Here is a 16,560-nt window from a genome sequence, read left to right as displayed (position 1 = left end):
TGGTTGAAAAAATGCGCACCTGGCTTCCGCGCCGCCCTAGCTTGCCGGGGCTTTTACCCTGGACCCATGCCAACCCTCCTCGCCCGCGCCGTTGCGCCCCTGTTTGGCTCCGCTCCCTGGCCGACGGCCGAACCCGTTACCTCGCGCCGCGTGCCCCTGTGGGCCCACGCCGTGCTCTGGGGCGTGCTGCTGCTCACCGACGCGCTGCAGTTTCAGCAGATTCTTCACACCCTCAGCTCCGACGAGGCGCGGTCTTGGGAGTTGTGGCAAAATGTAGTGCTGCGCAGCTTGGTTACCGATGCGCTGTACGCGGGCATCTTCTACCTGAACTGGCGCGAGTTGATTCCGCGGCTGCTGGCCCGCGGGCAGGTGGTGCTCTACGCCCTGAGCGTAGTGCTGCTGCTCGCGCTGTTCGTTGGGCTGCGCCTGGCGAGCTTTCACTGGGTGTACACGGCCGTTTGGGAAAAGAGCATGAAGCAGCCCACGCTGCTGCAGCTCGCCGTGCCCTACGCCCTGATGGGCCTGATGATGGCCTTTCTCAGCTCGGCCCTGAAAGTCACCGGCGACTACCTGCAGGAACGGCGCAACCGCCGCGAGCTGGAGCGCCGGCAGCTGCTCACGGAGCTGTCGTTGCTGAAAATGCAGGTCAACCCGCACTTCCTGTTCAACACGCTCAACAACATCTACGCCTTGGCCAGCCAGAAATCGGACCGCGCCCCCGAAGCAGTGCTGCGCCTGGCCGAAATCATGCGTTACATGCTCTACGAGTCGGCCGCCGATACCGTGCCGCTCAGCCAGGAGCTGCAGCACCTGCGCAGCTTTCTGGCCCTGCAGCAGCTGCGCCTGCCCGCCACCGGCGGCGCCGCCATCCTCTTCGACGACGCCGGCCTGCCCGCCGCGGCCGAGTGGCCGGTGGCGCCCATGCTGCTGCTGCCCCTGGTCGAAAACGCCTTCAAGCACGGCGACCTGACCGCCCGCCCCGCCGTGCAGATCCGGCTGGAGTTGACCGCGGCCGGCGCCCTGCAGTTGGTGGTCGACAACGCCGTGGCGCCCGAACCCGGCGGGGCGGCCCTGGAAGCCTCCGGCGGCGTGGGCCTGGTGAATCTGCGCCGCCGCCTGGAGCTGCTCTACCCCGGCCGGCACGAGCTGCGCCTCGAAACGCCACCCGGCCATTACCGTGCTTCCCTCAGGCTGCTGCCTGGCCCGGCGCTAAGCTGATTCAGCGGAGCAAGCCGCGCCTTAAATTCTATGTTGCATTGATCTGACTACTTTCCCGCATGGAAGCTCTTTCTGGCCGCAAACTCCGCTGCGTACTCATCGACGACGAGCCGCTGGCTCTCGACGTGCTGGCCGGCTACTGCGCGCAAGTGCCGTTTCTGGAGCTGTGCGGGCAGTTTCACGACGCGCTACAGGCCTTGGCCTTCGTGCAGGACCACCCCGTCGACGTCATCTTCCTCGACATTCACATGCCGCGCATCACCGGCTTGCAGTTCGTGCAGCTGCTGCCGCAGCCGGCCCCGCGCGTGGTCTTCACCACGGCCTATGCCCAGTACGCGGTGCAGAGCTACGAGCTGTCGGCCACCGATTACCTGCTTAAACCCATTGCCTTCGAGCGGTTTCTGCAGGCCGTCGGCAAGCTGCGCGCCCCGGCCGCACCCGCCGCGGCGCTGCCAGCCGCCGCGCCAGCGGAAGCCCCCGCGGCGGCCGACGCCATGTTCGTGAAGAACGAGCACCGGCTGCAGCGCGTGGCCTTCGACGACATCCTCTACATCGAGGGCATGAAGGAGTACCTAATGATTTACACCGTCGAAAGCGGCAAAATCCTCACGCTGCAGTCCTTCCGGCGGGTGGAGGAGGTGCTGCCCCCGCAGCGCTTCGCCCGCATCCACAAGTCCTTCTTGGTGGCGCTGAACCGCATCGAGCACGTGGAGCGCGGTAAGGTGCAGATTGCCGGCCGCCTGCTCCCCGTCGGCGACAGTTACCGCGACGCGTTCATGGGCTTAATCCGGACACACAATCAACTGTGAAAAAGCGTCTGGGGCTTCAGTTTCTCCAGGAAATGTCATCGTGAGCAAAGCGAAGGACCTTACCGCACCAAAACGATACTCGTTACAACGACTCGTTTCGATGGGATAAGGTCCTTCGCGCTGCCTTGGGATGACAGGCCAATTCCCCGGATTGATTATTTAGCCGCCAGCTTGCTGGCAATTTCGGCCGTGTGCTTGCCCTGGTAACGGGCCCCGGCCAGCTCGTTCTCGCTGGGCTGCCGCTCGCCTTTGCCGCCGGCAATGGTGCTGGCGCCGTAGGGCGAGCCGCCCGTTATTTCATCGATGCGCGTCTGCCCCTGCCAGGCGTAGGGCAGCCCCACGATGACCATGCCGTGGTGCAGCAGCGCCGTGTGGGCCGTGCGAATGGTGGTTTCCTGGCCGCCGTGCTGGGTGGCCGTGCTCACGAAGGCCCCGCCGACTTTGCCCACCAGCGCGCCCTTGGCCCACAGCGGCCCGGTCGCGTCCAGAAACGACTGAATTTGCCCGCACAGGCTGCCGTAGCGGGTGGGCACGCCCAGGATGATGGCATCATAACCGGCCAGCTCTTCCACCGTGGCCACCGGAACGTGCGCAAAAGCCTTCTGCGCCTCGGTGGCCCCGATCTGGTCGAGTAGCTCCTTGGGCAAGGTTTCGGGCACGCGCTTGATGCTGACCTCGTTGCCGCCGACTTCGCGTGTGCCTTCGGCTACGGCTTCGGCCATTTTCCAGATGTGACCATACGTGGAGTAGAATAGGATGAGCGTTTTCATAGGCGCAGAACGGGTCAGCAAGCATCGGCCTTCGTGGCTCGACCCGGGTAGGTACCCCAAATGCAGCGGCAAGGTTGAGCTTGGGCCGACACAAAAAAATATCCGAGCTTGCAACCAAGTTGCCCCGCTGCTACTCATCCCCATACCGCCGCCAATTGGCCGGCTTCGTTTTGTTCGTTCGTGGCCCTTTAGCCCATGAGACATCCGCTACCTGTTACTAACAATTCCCGCCGCGCCGCCGCGCCGGGCACTGGCGCCCCCGGCCGCTCCCGCCGGGCCCGCATATGAGCGCCCTGGCCGCTGCCTTCGGCGGCAGCCTCGGTCGTTTGGTTGGGGGAATGTCGGCGCCGGCCGAAAGTGCTGAGGTGGCCCCGCCCGCTGCCACGCGCCCGCTCACGCCGGCCAGCCGCTGGAGCGAAGCCGAGCTGATCGACGCCTGCCTCGACGGCAGCCGCGTGGCCCAGAAGGAGCTGTACACGCGCTACGCCGGCCGCATGCTGGCCGTCTGCTCGCGCTACTCCCAGACCACGTTCGAGGCCGAGGACGTGTTGCAGGAAGGCTTCGTGACGGTGTTCAGCAACCTGCGCCTGTTCCGGCGCGAGTGTCCGCTGGAGTTCTGGATTCGGCGCATTATGATCAACGCCGCCCTGCGCCAGCACCGCCGCAACGCCCCCATGCTGGCCGTGACGGAAAACGAATACCCGGAAGTCGTGGCCGACGAGGAGCTCATTCTCTCCAACTACAACTTCACGGAGTTACTTAAGATGGTTCAGGACCTGGCCCCGCGCTACCGCATGGTGTTCAACCTGTTTGCCATCGAAGGCTACGGCCACAAAGAAATTGGCGAGATGCTCGGCATTTCGGAGGGTACCAGCAAGTCGCAGTACTCCCGCGCCCGCGCTATTCTGAAAGCCAAGCTTGAAAGACTCGACCAGCATTACAATGACACCCGTTTCCAATAACCATAACGACCACCGGCCGCCCACCGGCAACCTGGAGGAGTTATTCCGCCAGAAGCTGGCCGAGGCGGAGCTGCAGCCCCGCACCGACGTGTGGGACCGGCTCGACCACGAGTTGCTGCTGCGCGAAAACCAAGGCTACCGCCGCCGGTTGGTGGGCTACCGCCGCGCCGCCGCAGCGGCCGCGGCCGTGGCTACCCTGGGCCTCGGGGGCTGGCTAACGCAACATGCGCTGGCACCCGCCCCCGGCACCGAAGTAGCGGCCGTGGTGGATAGCAACGCCGCTTCCCGCAGCGCCGCCGCCCGCCTGGGCCAGGCCGCGCAGCCAATGGCTGAAGCCGGCCGCGGCGCTACGGTAGCCGCCGGCTCCGGCCGCGCCGCCGCCACGAACGGCTTGACCGACTCCTCTGAAGCTACGCAAGACGCCTCGGGTAGCGCAGCCGGCCAGCTGGGTAGCTCCGCCGCTACGGACGTAGCCCGGGTCGACGCTGCTGAGGCTCCGAGCACGGTGGATAACCTGCGCGAGTCGTTTGGAGCCCGCCGCCGGGCGGCTGTTTCAGCTGTTCAGCCCAGCTTGCTCAACCGCGCCGTGGCCGCTATCCGCCAGACCTTCGGCGGCGGGGCCGCTGCGCCGGCGTCCAACGGCGGTTCGCTGTTGCCGGCCGGCCCGGCCCTGGCCCCACGCGGTGCCGCCGGCTCCGCTGGCGCTACGGCGGTGGCCAGTGCCACGACAACTGGGGCCCGCAGCGCCGCCGCTACTACCGCTGCTGTTTCGGCCGACGCCGAGACCCTGCAGTTCATTGCCAGCCGGCTGCGCCGCACCGGCCTGAATGCCGGGACGCCTGATTCGCTAAAGCCGACCCTGCTGAGTACGCCCGCCCTGTTGGCGGCACAGGTAACCGCCGCCGACGAGGCAGAGGACAAAAAAGCTTCGCCCAGCAGCCGGTGGCGCTGGCGCGGCAGCTTCGGCGCCCACCGCTTCGAACCGAACGTGAGCAGCATGGTGGGTAGCGGCATGGCCTTTAGCGCCATGCCCACGCCCGGCCCGAGCAACGTGGCCTCTCGCGCTGCCGTGCCCGAAGAGCCCACCCGCTTGCAGGCGGGCCTGGCCCAGCGCGGCATGTTCGGGGTGGCCGTGCCCCTCGACAAAAAGCACTGGACGCTGCTGACCGGCGCCGAACTGGCCGTCATTTCGGGCCGCACCGGCCGCGAAGTGCCGCAGACCATGTTCAGCACCAGCACGGCCGCCGATAAATTTCAGACCGGCCGCTACCACCTCACCACTGTGGGCGTGCCCGTGCAGGTGCGCTACGAAAGCCGCAAGCAGGGCTGGGGCGTGTACGCCGCCGTGGGCGCCGCCGTCAACGTAATCCTGCGCAACCGCACCGCCGTGGGCACGCAGAGCACCGCCGACGACTCCTCGTACCGCCGCATGCTGGCTACCACCCGCGGCAGCGCCGGGGTGCGCTTCTCGCCCGCCGGCGGTGGCTGGCAGCTCAACCTCGGCCCCGAAGCCGAAGCCGGCCTGACCACGCTCAACGCCAACCCCACCGAAAGCTGGAGCCAGCGCACCCGGCCCTACGCCCTGGGCCTGTCGGCCAGCATGGAGTTTGGCGGCGGCAAGACGGAGCTGGTTCCCTAATCGATAATTCTGATTTCACCCATTCACTCACCTGGGTCCGAACCCCGCGGCTGGTTTCCGGTCGTGGGGTTTTTCTTTGGTGGCCCGCCCGCACCGGTTGATCGGTAAGCGGCAGCGGGTTTCTTTGCGCAGCGGGAAACCCCAGCCGCCCGCCCGCGGTTAAGAAGGGTTATCTTTTCCGCTCTCCGACTTCTCCCCGCATGGAGTATCAACTGACCTCTGAATTCAAGCCCACCGGCGACCAGCCCAAAGCCATTGCCCAGCTCGTGGCGGGCATTGAGGCGGGCGAGCCGGCCCAGGTACTGCTCGGCGCCACCGGCACCGGCAAGACGTTCACCATGGCCAACGTCATTGCCCAGACGGGCAAGCCGGCGCTGATTCTGGCCCACAACAAGACGCTGGCCGCCCAGCTCTACGGCGAGTTCAAGCAGTTCTTCCCGCAGAACTCCGTCGAGTACTACATCAGCTACTACGACTACTACCAGCCCGAGGCCTACATAGCTTCGACGGACGTCTTCATCGAGAAGGACCTGGCCATTAACCAGGAAATCGAGAAGCTGCGCCTGCACACGACTTCGGCCCTGCTCTCGGGGCGGCGCGACGTAATCGTTATTGCGTCGGTGTCGTGCATCTACGGCATCGGCAACCCCGAGGAATTCGGCAAGAACATGATTCTGCTGAAGCCCGGGCTGAAATTCTCGCGCAACGCCCTGCTCTACCAGTTCGTGCAGATTCTGTACTCGCGCACCGAGCAGGAGTTTACCCGCGGCACCTTCCGGGTGAAGGGCGACACGGTGGACATCTACCCGGCTTACCTCGACTACGCCTACCGCATCTACTTTTTCGGCGACGAAATCGAGGCGCTGCACCGCATCGACCCCGAAAGCGGCAAGAAACTGGGCGAGGAAAAGGACGTGGCCTTGTTCCCGGCCAACCTGTTCGTGACCGGCAAGGACACCCTGCAGCAGGCCATCAAGGAAATCCAGTTCGACATGGTGCAGCAGCACGCCTACTTCGAGAAGGAGGGGCGCGACTCGGAGGCCAAGCGCATCGTGGAACGGACGGAATTCGACTTGGAAATGATCCGGGAGCTGGGCTACTGCTCGGGCATCGAGAACTACTCGCGCTACTTCGACCGCCGCGCCCCCGGCGCCCGGCCGTTCTGCCTGCTCGACTACTTCCCCGACGACTACCTGCTGGTGGTGGACGAAAGCCACGCCACCATGCCGCAGATACGGGCCATGTGGGGCGGCGACCGTAGCCGCAAAACCGCGCTGGTGGAGTATGGTTTCCGCCTGCCCTCGGCCATGGACAACCGCCCGCTGACCTTCAACGAGTTCGAAAGCATGTTCCGGCAGGCCGTGTTCGTGTCGGCCACGCCGGCCGACTACGAGCTGGAACGCTCCGGCGGTGTGGTGGTGGAGCAGATCATCCGCCCGACGGGCCTGCTTGACCCCGAAATCGAAATCCGGCCGAGCGTCAACCAAATCGACGACCTGCTCGACGAGGTGGACAACCGCGTGAAAATGGGCGACCGGGTGCTCGTCACCACGCTCACCAAGCGCATGGCTGAGGAGCTGACCAAGTACATGGAGCGCCTCAACATCAAGGTCAGCTACGTGCACTCGGACGTGAAGACCCTGGACCGGGTGGAAATCCTGCGGCAGCTGCGCCTGGGCGAAATCGACGTGCTCATCGGCGTGAACCTGCTGCGCGAGGGCTTGGACTTGCCGGAAGTCTCGCTGGTGGCCATTCTCGACGCCGACAAAGAAGGCTTCCTGCGCGACCAGCGCAGCCTGATCCAGACCATGGGCCGCGCCGCCCGTAACGACCGCGGCAAGGTCATCATGTACGCCGACCGTATCACCGGCTCGATGCAGCGCGCCATGGACGAGACGAACCGCCGCCGCGCCGTGCAGCTGGCCTACAACGAGGAACACGGCATCACGCCGCGCACCGTGCGCAAGTCGCGCGAGGCCATCATGGAGCAAACCTCGCTGTCGGATTACCGCATCCCGGAGCAGCCCCAGGCCTACGCCGGCCCCGACGAGGACGGCGGCGGGCTGGCCATTGCGGCCGAGCCGGTGGTGGCCATGATGAGCAAAGCCGACTTGGAAAAGCTCATCAAGCAGACAGAAAAGCAGATGGAAGGCGCGGCCAAGGAACTGGACTTCCTGCAGGCGGCCAAGTTCCGCGACGAGCTGGCCTCGCTGCGGCAGCTGCTCAAAACCAAGCGCGACTAAGCCGCCCTCTGGACGCGCACCACGGGCCCGCAGCCATCCGCTGCGGGCCCGTGGCGTTTCGGGGCGTCAGGAGGGCAGGCGGTCTTGCTTCTGCATCACCACGCTGATTTCGCCGTCGCGCTCCAGCCGCACGGTTTCCACTTCGGTTAGGTCGTCGGTGTGGCCTTTGCTGCGCACGCCCTCGTGCAAGTCGCGCTCGGTGATGTTGTTGTGCTGCATGTTGGCCCGGTTCAGCGCGCCGTTTTCGGCCAGCACGTAGGAGCGGCCCTTGATGAGCTTGCCCACCGCGTGGCTGTGGTAGGCCGCCATGGCCAGCAGCCGGTGCAGGCCCACCATCACGGCCGAGGCCACCAGCGTGCCCACGAAGGGCGACGCGGCCACGATGGCCCGGCTCAGCACGGCGCCGAGGATGATTTTGAGCACCACGTCGAAGGGGCTGTTCGAGCCGAAGGTGCGCTTGCCGGCCAAGCGTAGCAGCAGCAGCGCCACGAAAAACACGACCACCGCCCGCACCGACATCTGCAGGGCGGTGATGTTGTGCGAGCTGGCGTGCAGCCCGAGGAGTTCGTTGAGCGCGTGTTCCATGGCCGTGGCTGCTAGGGCTGCGCCTGCGCGGCGGCCTTGTGCACCAGCTCCTCGGCGCGCTTTTTTCCGCTGCGGCGCACGATGCGGAACGGCTGGCCCTTGGCCTCGTTGTAGGAATGGAAAAAGTGCTCGATTTCGTGCAGCAGCTGGGGCGTCAGGTCGCCGAGGTCGTGCAAGTGGCGGTGCAGGCGCGACTCGGCGGCTACGGCCAGCAGCCGGTCGTTGCGCTGGGGCTGCCCGTCCTCGGGCTGCTCGGCTTCCAGCACGCCGATGAGCCGGGCTTCCACCACCACGCCGGGGTAGGTGGCCGCGTCCATGAGCAGCAGCACGTCGAGCGGGTCGCCGTCGTCGGCCAGGGTGGAGGGCACGAAGCCGAAGTCGTAGGGGAAGGAACTGCCTTCGGGCAGCACGCCCATGAGCTTGAAAAAGCCCAGTTCGGGGTCGAAGGCCAGCTTGTTGCGGCTGCCTTTGGGCGTTTCGATGACCACGTGCAGGCGGCGGGAGCCGGGCGCGTAGACCGGCAATTGGTGCAGAGCGGGAGGCATAGGGGAGGGGGCTTGCCGCTTTATACCGCCCCGGCCGAAAGCGTGTTACCGAATTGTTAGGCCCGCGGCCGCTACTGCCGAGCTAGCCCCGAACGCGCTGGCCGTGGCCCGGCACCTCACATTATCATGCGTTGCGGCGGGCAACGGCCCCGGCTACTTTTGCCCAATCTCAACTCTTCCTTTCTCTGTTTCCACCATGCGCATCCACCGCTTCCTCCGTCTGCTGCCCGCTTTGTTATTGCTCCTGCTGCCGCTGCTGCCCCAACGCAGCATGGCGCAGGTGTCCAAGGCCGTTTCGTATCAGTTTATGCAGATGACGACCATTGAATCCATCGTGGCGGGCGGGCTGGGCCGTTCGCGCATCACCTTCACGCCCGAGTTCAAGGGCACCAAGGAGGCGCAGATGGAAAACCTCTTCAGCCTGACGGGCATCAACATGCAAAACGTGCGCGCCAACGAAGAAACCATCATTCGCACCCTGCAGGACGTGCAGGCCGAGGGCTGGGACCTGGTGCAAGTGACGCCGCTGACGCAAACCCTGCAGAGCGGCGGCTCCACCGGCCAGGGTATTTTCATGACCCGCTACCTGTTCCGCAAAGCCAAGTAACAGCCGCCGGCCGCTCTTCCGCTGTGGCCCGCTAGCAGCTGCCAAACCGCAGTTTAGAAACCCGCGGCGCCGGCCTGTCGAGTATATCGACCGGTCGGCGCCGCGGGTTTTGCTGTGTACGAATGATTCGGCCCGCCCCGGGAGCAGTTAGTCGGAGTCCCTGGTTTTGTCCCGAACCTCCACCCTCAAACCAACAGGCAGGTCTGCCGGGTGCACCCTTTTAGAATGACATCGGGCTGGCTACCGCGGTGCGTAAAGCCGGGCAATTTGCGGCTACCGCCGCTGCGAGGAGGCGCGCACCAGCAGTTCCGGCGTCAGCACCACCGGCGGCAGGGGCTCGGCGGCGGGCGCGTCGAGCAGGCGCAGCAGCTGCTGCACGGCCGTGCGGCCCATCAGGTGGCAGCGCTGGTCCACCGAGCTGATGGTGGGCTCGGTCAGGGCGGTGAAGGCCTCGTTGCTGAAGCCCACCAGCGCTACGTCCTCGGGAATGCGCAACCCCTGGGACTTGAGCACCTGCATGGCGCCCACGGCGGCCAGGTCGTTGGACGAAAACACCGCATCGGGCGGCTCGGGCAACTGCAGCAGCTGGCGCATGCCCTGGGCACCGGCTTCCTTGTTGAGGTCGGCAATGAACACCAGCTCTTCGCGCAGCGGCAGGCCGTGGTCACGCAGGGCGTCGCGGTAGCCCTGGTGGCGGTTGCGGTGGATGTTCAGGTGCAGCGGGCCGGAAAAGTGGGCAATGCGCCGGTAGCCCTGGCCGATCAGGTGAGCCACGGCTTCGTAGGCGCCGGCGTGGTCGTCGAGCACCACGGCGCTGGTGCGCGCCCCGGCCATGTCCTCCACGATGCGGTCGAAAAACACCAGCGGCACGCCCGCGGCCCGCACCGCGTCGAAGTGGGCAAACTCCTGGGTGGTGCTGGCCAGGGACACCAGAATGCCTTCCACCTGCGCGTTCATCAGCAGCTCGATGTTGCGCTTTTCCTGCTGCACGTCCTCGTTCGACTGGCAGATCATCACGTTGTGGCCCGTGCGGCTGGCTTCGATGGCAATGCCGTTGACTACCTCCGGGAAGAAATGCCCCGTGATGTAGGGCACCAGCACGCCGATGGTGTTGCTGCGGCCCCGGCGCAGGGCCGCCGCTAGCTGGTTGGGCTGAAAGTGCAGTTGCTCGGCCAGTTCCCGCACGCGCTGCTTGGTGGCTTCGCTGACCTGCGGATGGCCCGTCAGGGCCCGCGACACCGTGGAGGGCGACAGGTTCAGGGCCCGGGCCAGGTCGGTGATGGAGGTGCGGTGGGGTGCCTTCATGCGGATGAAACCCCCGTCGACGCGGTGGCAGCAGGGGGCGAAACGAGCGGAAAAAAGAAAAGCCGCGGCAGCCGGGAAACCAGCCGTTGGCGGGCAGTAAACATAAGCACGAACGGCCTTTCTCGCCACGCGCCTACCGCTACGGCGGCATCCGCGCGCAGCCGCAGCCTCGAAAAGCCCGGGGTGTCCGCCTCGCGCCTACGGGCCTGGGGCTGCGCAGGTGTGCGTCTGAGGAAGTGCGCGACGCCCTTGGGTGTGGCAATATTTTCGGCGTTGAAGCCCCAGCCCTCGGCATCAGGCGCGGCCCAGGTGCACGCGGAAGGTGGCGCCGGCGCCCTCCTGGCTTTGCACCTCGATCCGGCCGCCGTTGGCCTCCACGATGCGGTTGACCAAGTACAGCCCCACGCCGGTGCCCGCCGTGTGGGTGTGAAAGCGGCGGAAGAGGTGAAACAGCTCCCCGCCGTACTTCTGCGCGTCGAAGCCCAGGCCGTTGTCCTGCACCACCAGCACGGGCTGGCCCTCGTCCACCCACACGGAAATGTGGATGCGCGCCGGACGGGCCGGATCGGCGTACTTCAGCGAATTGCCCACCAGGTTGAGCAGAATGGTGCGCAGGTTGGCGCGGGCAAAAGCCACCGTAGGGCGGGCCGAAAAATCGGTGGTGACGCGCGCCCGCGCCGCCCGCATCTGCGGCTCCAGCGTGCCGATGACTTCCTCCGTCAGGTCGGCCAACGTGACGGGCTCGGCCGGCGCCTCGCTGGCTTTCTGGGCCTGGCCGAGCAGCGCCAAATCGTCGATGGTGATGCCGAGCTGGTGCAGGGCATCCTGAATCATGGGCACCAGCAGCTGCTCTTCGGCCGGGTCGGCGAAGCTAACGCTGCGGCGCAGCTCTGCCAGCAAGCCGGCCAGGTTGTTGACGGGCTGCTTGAGGTCGTGCGAGGCGGCGTACACGAAGTTGTCCAGGTCCTGGTTGGTGCGCGTGAGTTGGGCGTTCATCCCGCGCAGCTCCGTAATGCGGGCCTGCAGGGCGGCGTTGGCCGCGGCCAGCTCGTCGTTGAGGCGCTGCACCTGCTGGCGGGCCAGCACCTGCTCGGTAATGTCGGTAACCAAGGTGTAGAAGCCCAGCACCTGCCCGTCGCGGACATCGGGCACGTAGCTCGTGCGGATGTACTTGGTTAAGCCAGGGCGGTAAGGCATTTCCGCCTCGAAGTCGAGCCGCTCCCCGGCCAGAGCCCGGTCCATGTAGCCGGCAGTAGCCGCGTAGGCCGCCTCGCCCACGATGTCGCGCACGCGCCTGCCCAGCAGCGCGGCCGGGTCTTGGTCGAACCACGTCCGGTACGCTTCGTTGGCAAACTGGTAGCACCGCTCCTGGTCGAGGTAGCCGATGAGCACCGGCAGGGCATCGGTGAGCAGGCGCAGCTGCCGGGCGCTGGCCTCGCTGGCCCGCCGCGCCGCCACCTGCTCGCTCACGTCGACGGCCACGGCCGCCACGCCCGTGACTTCGCCCTGGGGGTTGCGCAAGGGTTGGTAAACAAAATTCAGGTAGACGGACTGCACCGTCCCGTTGCGCGGCAGGAGCGCGGTGACTTCCTGCGCGGCAAACGCTTGCCCGCTGGCCACCACTTGGTCGAGCAGCTCCTTGAAGCCTTGCTCGCGCATCTCCGGCAGGGCCTCAAGCAGGGGCTTGCCCAACACCTCGGCCGAGCTGCGCCCCCAAATCTGCGCCACCAAGGGGTTGGCCACCTCGATGCGGTGCTCCGGGCCCCGCAAGACGGCAATGGCCACCGGCGCCTGCTCGAACAACTCGGCCAGTTGCGCCTGCTGGGCTTCGCGCTGCCGCCGGGCCAGCACTTGCTCGGTCACGTCGTAGGCAAAGATGGAAATGCCGGCCACGGCCCCGTTTTCGCGGTAGGCCTGGTAGGTGAAGGTGAAGTACACGTCTTTGGCTGGCTGCCCGTCGAGCTGCTCGACGGTGAGCAGCACCTCGGTGCCGAAGAAGGTTTCCCCGGTTTGGTACACCTTGTCCATCCAGGCCACAAAGCCCTGCGTTTCGGTTTCGGGCAGGGCCTCGCGCAGCGGCAGGCCCACGAGCTGCCGCCCGGGAAACAGCTGCTGATACGCCGCGTTGACGTACTCGAACCGGTGCTCGGGCCCGGTGAGCAGGGCAATGCACGCCGGCGTCTGCTCGAAGATGTGGTAGAACGTTTCGCGCTGCTGGGCTTGGCGCTGGGCAGCGGCCAGCAAATCGGCCTGCAGGGCCAACGCCGCGTAAGTGCGCTCCTGCACGCGGGCCTCCAGCTCCTGGTTCAAGTGTTGCAAATCAAACTGGCTGCGCGCCAGCTCGTCGTTGTTGGCCCGGATTTCCTCGTTGGCCGCGGCCAGCTCCTCGTTGAGCTGGGACGTTTCGTGCTCCTGCTCCTCGACGCGCCGCCGGGCCAGCACCGTTTCCGTGACGTCGCTGGCCACTACCAGCACCCCGGTGGTCAGACCCTCGGCGCTGCGCTGGGGCTGGTACACAAAGTTGAAGTACACCGTTTCGAGGCGGCCGTGGCGCAGCAGCCGGATGGGTAGCTCGGTGCCCACGTACGGCTGGCCGGAGTGCAGCACGCCCAGCAGCAGTTGTTCCAGCCCCTGGCCCCGCACCTCGGGCAAGGCCTCAAACAGCGGCCGGCCGACGACCTGGGCCTGCTCGCGGGCCCAAATCTGGCATACCGTGGGGTTGGCCAGCACGATGTGGTAGTCGGGGCCGTGGAGCAGGGCAATGGCCACCGGCGCCTGGTTTAGGATGTCTTGCAGGTGTTGCTGCTGGGCTTCAGCCTCGGCCCGGGCCGTTTGCTCCCGCGCTTGGCTTTCACGCAGGGCTATTTCCACGGGGGTGCGGGGCTGGTCGGCCGTGTCGGTGAAGCTGACCAGCAAGCCCGGGCCCGCGCGCCGGGCGGTGAGGCGGTAGTAGTTGTCGTAGCCGTCGGCTTGGTAATTGACGTCGTAGCTGCGCGGCTCGCCGCTCACGTAGGCGTCGAGGTGAAAGGCAAAGGTGCCGTGCGCCTCGCTGTGGGGCCACTGCTGCCGGTGCGTGAGCGTGGGCCGGGCCGGCATGCGCATCATGCGCTGGGCGGCGGGGTTGAGGTATTCGAAGCGGAAATCGACGATGGCGCCGGATCCGGCCGGGTCGTAGACGGGCAGGTAGAAAATAAGCCCGGTCAACGACACGTTGAGCACTTCGCTCAGCAATTCGTCGAAGGGCAGCCAGGCAGGCAGATCATCCGGGCGGGTCTCCTGAATAGCGGGGGCGGGCATGTAGATTGGGTCGGGCGGTGCGGGAGGGCGGAGGCAAGAGCGGCGGCACTGAGTGCATACCAGTACGCAGATTACCATTCCGCGGCCTAAAGCCGAGCCGGCCTGCGCCGCAATTGTACGACGGCACGGGCCAATGCCGCTTACAACTCCCGGGGCCGTCACTGCCTGCGCTGGCTCGGCTGCCCATGTCATCGGTTGTGCCCGGCGGGCCCCGCCGACCGCCCAAAAAGACCAGTATAGGCGCTGCCGGGCAGCTGGCGCAGCACACGGACACAAGCTCTCAATCCGGGCAAGAATCGACGAAAACGGAAACTGCTGGCAAGACCGGTGTCGGCTCTGGACAGCTGGTGCCGGCCGGGCCGAACCGCCGCGGCCGCGCCGCTAGCAGGCGGCCGCACGTGGTCCGCCGCCCGGCGACCCGCCGCCCAAGTGCTACGGGCTGGGGCGACGGTGTGGTCATCGAACGCGGGTACGCTACTTTAGGGGCTGCATTTGCTCACGCCCCTTCTTACCATTCCCCTTCCATGACTCCCACCCTCGAAAACTACGCCCTGGGCCGTTGGATGCCCGGCTCGGGCCAGAAGCAAGAGCTCTACGACGCCTCCACCGGCGAAGTCATTGCCCTGGCCGACGGCGAAGGCCTGGACTTCGCCGCCATGCTCGATTACGGCCGCCGCGTGGGCAACCCCGCCCTGCGCCGCCTGACCTTCCACGAGCGCGGCCGCATGCTCAAGGCCCTGGCCCTGTACCTGACCGAAAAAAAGGAGCAGTTCTACACCCTGAGCTACCGCTCGGGCGCCACCCGCGCCGACTCCTGGATTGACATCGAGGGCGGCATCGGCAACCTGTTTGCCAACGCCTCGCTGCGCCGCAAATTCCCCGACAAGCCGTTTTACGTCGACGGGGAGCCGATCGGGCTGTCGAAGGGCGGCACGTTCATGGCCCAGCACCTGATGGTGCCCAAGGAAGGCGTGGCCGTGCACATCAACGCCTACAACTTCCCCATCTGGGGTATGCTGGAGAAGATTGCCGTGAACCTGCTGGCCGGCATGCCGGCCATCGTGAAGCCGGCCGTGCCCACGGCCTACCTCACCGAGGCCGTGGTGCGCGAAATCATCCAGTCCGGCATCCTGCCCGAGGGCGCGCTGCAGCTGGTCGTCGGCTCCGGCATCGGCCTGCTCGACCACGTCAACTACCAGGACGTGGTGACGTTCACCGGCTCGGCCGAAACCGGCCGCAAGCTCAAGGCCCACCCGCGCATCATCGAGGAGGCCGTGCCCTTCAACCTGGAGGCCGACTCGCTGAACGCCGCCGTGCTCGGCCCCGACGCGGCGCCCGGCACCCCGGAGTTTGACCTCTTCATCAAGGAGGTGCGCAAGGAAATGACGGCCAAGGCCGGCCAAAAGTGCACCGCCATCCGCCGCGCCATCGTGCCCGAGCACTTGGTGGAGGACGTGCAGATTGCCCTCGGCAAGGCCCTGGCGCAGACCACCATCGGCCACCCGCTGGCCGAAGGTGTGCGCATGGGCGCGCTGGCCGGCATGGAGCAGGTCAAGCGCCTGCGCGAAAAAGTGCAGCAGCTGGCCAAGAACACGCCCATCGTGTACGGCGACCTGGACAACGTGCAGGTCGTCGGCGGGGACTGCAAAGTGGGGGCCTTCGTGTCGCCCATCGTGCTGCTGAACGCCGACCCGTTCCGCTTCACCGACTCGCACGAAGTGGAAGCCTTCGGGCCCGTGACCACGCTGATGCCCTACAAAACGGTGGCCGACGCGGTGAAGCTGGCCAACCTGGGCAAAGGCTCCCTAGTGTGCTCGGTAGCCACAAATGATCCGATGGTAGCCACCGAATTTGCCCTCGGCGCGGCCACCCACCACGGCCGCATCCTGGTGCTGAACCAGGAAGTAGCCAAGGAAAGCACCGGCCACGGCTCCCCGCTGCCGCTGCTCATCCACGGCGGCCCGGGCCGCGCCGGCGGCGGGCAGGAAATGGGCGGTATGCGCGGCGTGGAGCACTTCATGCAGCGCGTGGCCATCCAAGGCTCGCCCACGATGATTACGGCCATTACCGACGTGTACCAGCAGGGCGCCCAGCAGACGGAGCGCGACAAACACCCCTTCCAGCACTACTTCGAGGAGCTGACCATCGGGCAGACCTACACCACGCACCGCCACACCGTCACGGAGGCCGACATTACCAATTTCGCGCAGGTGTCGGGCGACAATTTCTACGCCCACGTCGACGCTACCTCGCTGGAAGGCACGCTGTTTACCGGGCGCGTGGCCCACGGCTACTACATCCTGAGCAAGGCCGCCGGCATGTTCGTGGACCCGCGCAAGGGCCCGGTGCTGCTCAACTACGGCCTCGACGAGTGCCGCTTCACCAAACCCGTGTACCCGGGCATGACCATCGGCGTGCAGCTGACGGTGAAGGAGAAAATAGCCCAGGAAAAGCGCTCCGAGGACGACGTAGCCAAGGGCATCGTGCGCTGGCTGGTGCAGGTCAGCGACGAAACCGGCGACACCGTGGCCGTGGCCACGATTCTGACCATGGTCAAAAAGAAGAACCAAGAGTAACCCT

At 66.3% G+C, this 16,560-nt stretch carries 12 protein-coding genes; 7 read left to right on the top strand and 5 right to left on the bottom strand.

The window, feature by feature from the left end; translation table 11 throughout:
- The first annotated feature begins 66 nt into the window (after positions 1 to 66).
- The gene (locus tag LJ737_RS11200; RefSeq protein ID WP_227765652.1) at positions 67 to 1,218 is read left to right on the top strand and encodes a sensor histidine kinase; all 1,152 of its coding nucleotides are present in this window, start codon (positions 67 to 69) and stop codon (positions 1,216 to 1,218) included.
- Between the two features lie 59 nt (positions 1,219 to 1,277).
- Complete coding sequence (locus LJ737_RS11195) at positions 1,278 to 2,027, top strand: LytR/AlgR family response regulator transcription factor (protein WP_227765650.1); 750 nt, start codon at positions 1,278 to 1,280, stop codon at positions 2,025 to 2,027.
- 155 nt (positions 2,028 to 2,182) lie between these two features.
- On the opposite strand, the gene wrbA is transcribed toward LJ737_RS11195, so the two are convergent.
- On the bottom strand, positions 2,183 to 2,797 hold the full coding sequence (gene wrbA / locus LJ737_RS11190; protein ID WP_227765649.1) for an NAD(P)H:quinone oxidoreductase: 615 nt from the start codon (positions 2,795 to 2,797) through the stop codon (positions 2,183 to 2,185).
- Between the two features lie 284 nt (positions 2,798 to 3,081).
- On the opposite strand from wrbA, the gene LJ737_RS11185 reads away from it, so the two are divergent.
- The 3 genes from LJ737_RS11185 (at position 3,082) to uvrB (ending at position 7,641) form a co-directional block, all read left to right on the top strand.
- Positions 3,082 to 3,759 (top strand): RNA polymerase sigma factor, encoded by a 678-nt coding sequence (locus tag LJ737_RS11185; protein ID WP_227765648.1) that lies wholly within the window; start codon positions 3,082 to 3,084, stop codon positions 3,757 to 3,759.
- Positions 3,740 to 5,398 (top strand): hypothetical protein, encoded by a 1,659-nt coding sequence (locus LJ737_RS11180; protein WP_227765646.1) that lies wholly within the window; start codon positions 3,740 to 3,742, stop codon positions 5,396 to 5,398. Before LJ737_RS11185 ends, LJ737_RS11180 begins: the two co-directional genes overlap by 20 nt.
- Positions 5,399 to 5,598: 200 nt before the next feature.
- Positions 5,599 to 7,641: an excinuclease ABC subunit UvrB gene (gene uvrB / locus LJ737_RS11175; RefSeq protein WP_227765645.1), complete on the top strand. Its 2,043-nt coding sequence runs from the start codon at positions 5,599 to 5,601 to the stop codon at positions 7,639 to 7,641.
- Positions 7,642 to 7,707: 66 nt separating this feature from the next.
- Here the strand turns inward: uvrB and LJ737_RS11170 are convergent, their stop codons facing one another.
- Both LJ737_RS11170 and LJ737_RS11165 read right to left on the bottom strand, forming a co-directional pair.
- Positions 7,708 to 8,226, bottom strand: a complete 519-nt coding sequence (locus tag LJ737_RS11170) for a DUF421 domain-containing protein (protein ID WP_227765643.1) — start codon at positions 8,224 to 8,226, stop codon at positions 7,708 to 7,710.
- Positions 8,227 to 8,237: 11 nt separating this feature from the next.
- Positions 8,238 to 8,771, bottom strand: a complete 534-nt coding sequence (locus LJ737_RS11165; RefSeq protein ID WP_227765641.1) for an inorganic diphosphatase — start codon at positions 8,769 to 8,771, stop codon at positions 8,238 to 8,240.
- A 196-nt stretch (positions 8,772 to 8,967) separates the two neighbouring features.
- Between LJ737_RS11165 and LJ737_RS11160 the strand changes: the two genes are divergently transcribed.
- Positions 8,968 to 9,378: a hypothetical protein gene (locus tag LJ737_RS11160; protein ID WP_227765639.1), complete on the top strand. Its 411-nt coding sequence runs from the start codon at positions 8,968 to 8,970 to the stop codon at positions 9,376 to 9,378.
- Positions 9,379 to 9,651: 273 nt separating this feature from the next.
- Here the strand turns inward: LJ737_RS11160 and LJ737_RS11155 are convergent, their stop codons facing one another.
- Positions 9,652 to 10,683 (bottom strand): LacI family DNA-binding transcriptional regulator, encoded by a 1,032-nt coding sequence (locus LJ737_RS11155; protein WP_227765637.1) that lies wholly within the window; start codon positions 10,681 to 10,683, stop codon positions 9,652 to 9,654.
- Positions 10,684 to 10,977: 294 nt separating this feature from the next.
- Positions 10,978 to 13,980 (bottom strand): PAS domain-containing protein, encoded by a 3,003-nt coding sequence (locus tag LJ737_RS11150; RefSeq protein WP_227765635.1) that lies wholly within the window; start codon positions 13,978 to 13,980, stop codon positions 10,978 to 10,980.
- 524 nt (positions 13,981 to 14,504) lie between these two features.
- Between LJ737_RS11150 and paaZ the strand changes: the two genes are divergently transcribed.
- A complete protein-coding gene (gene paaZ, locus LJ737_RS11145; RefSeq protein WP_227765634.1) occupies positions 14,505 to 16,556 on the top strand; it encodes a phenylacetic acid degradation bifunctional protein PaaZ in 2,052 nt (683 codons plus the stop codon).
- Positions 16,557 to 16,560: the final 4 nt, after the last annotated feature.

Source organism: Hymenobacter sp. 15J16-1T3B (assembly GCF_020711235.1).
Taxonomy (GTDB): domain Bacteria; phylum Bacteroidota; class Bacteroidia; order Cytophagales; family Hymenobacteraceae; genus Solirubrum.
Note: the sequence above shows the minus strand (reverse complement) of the source record. Positions and strands in the feature narration are given on the sequence as shown.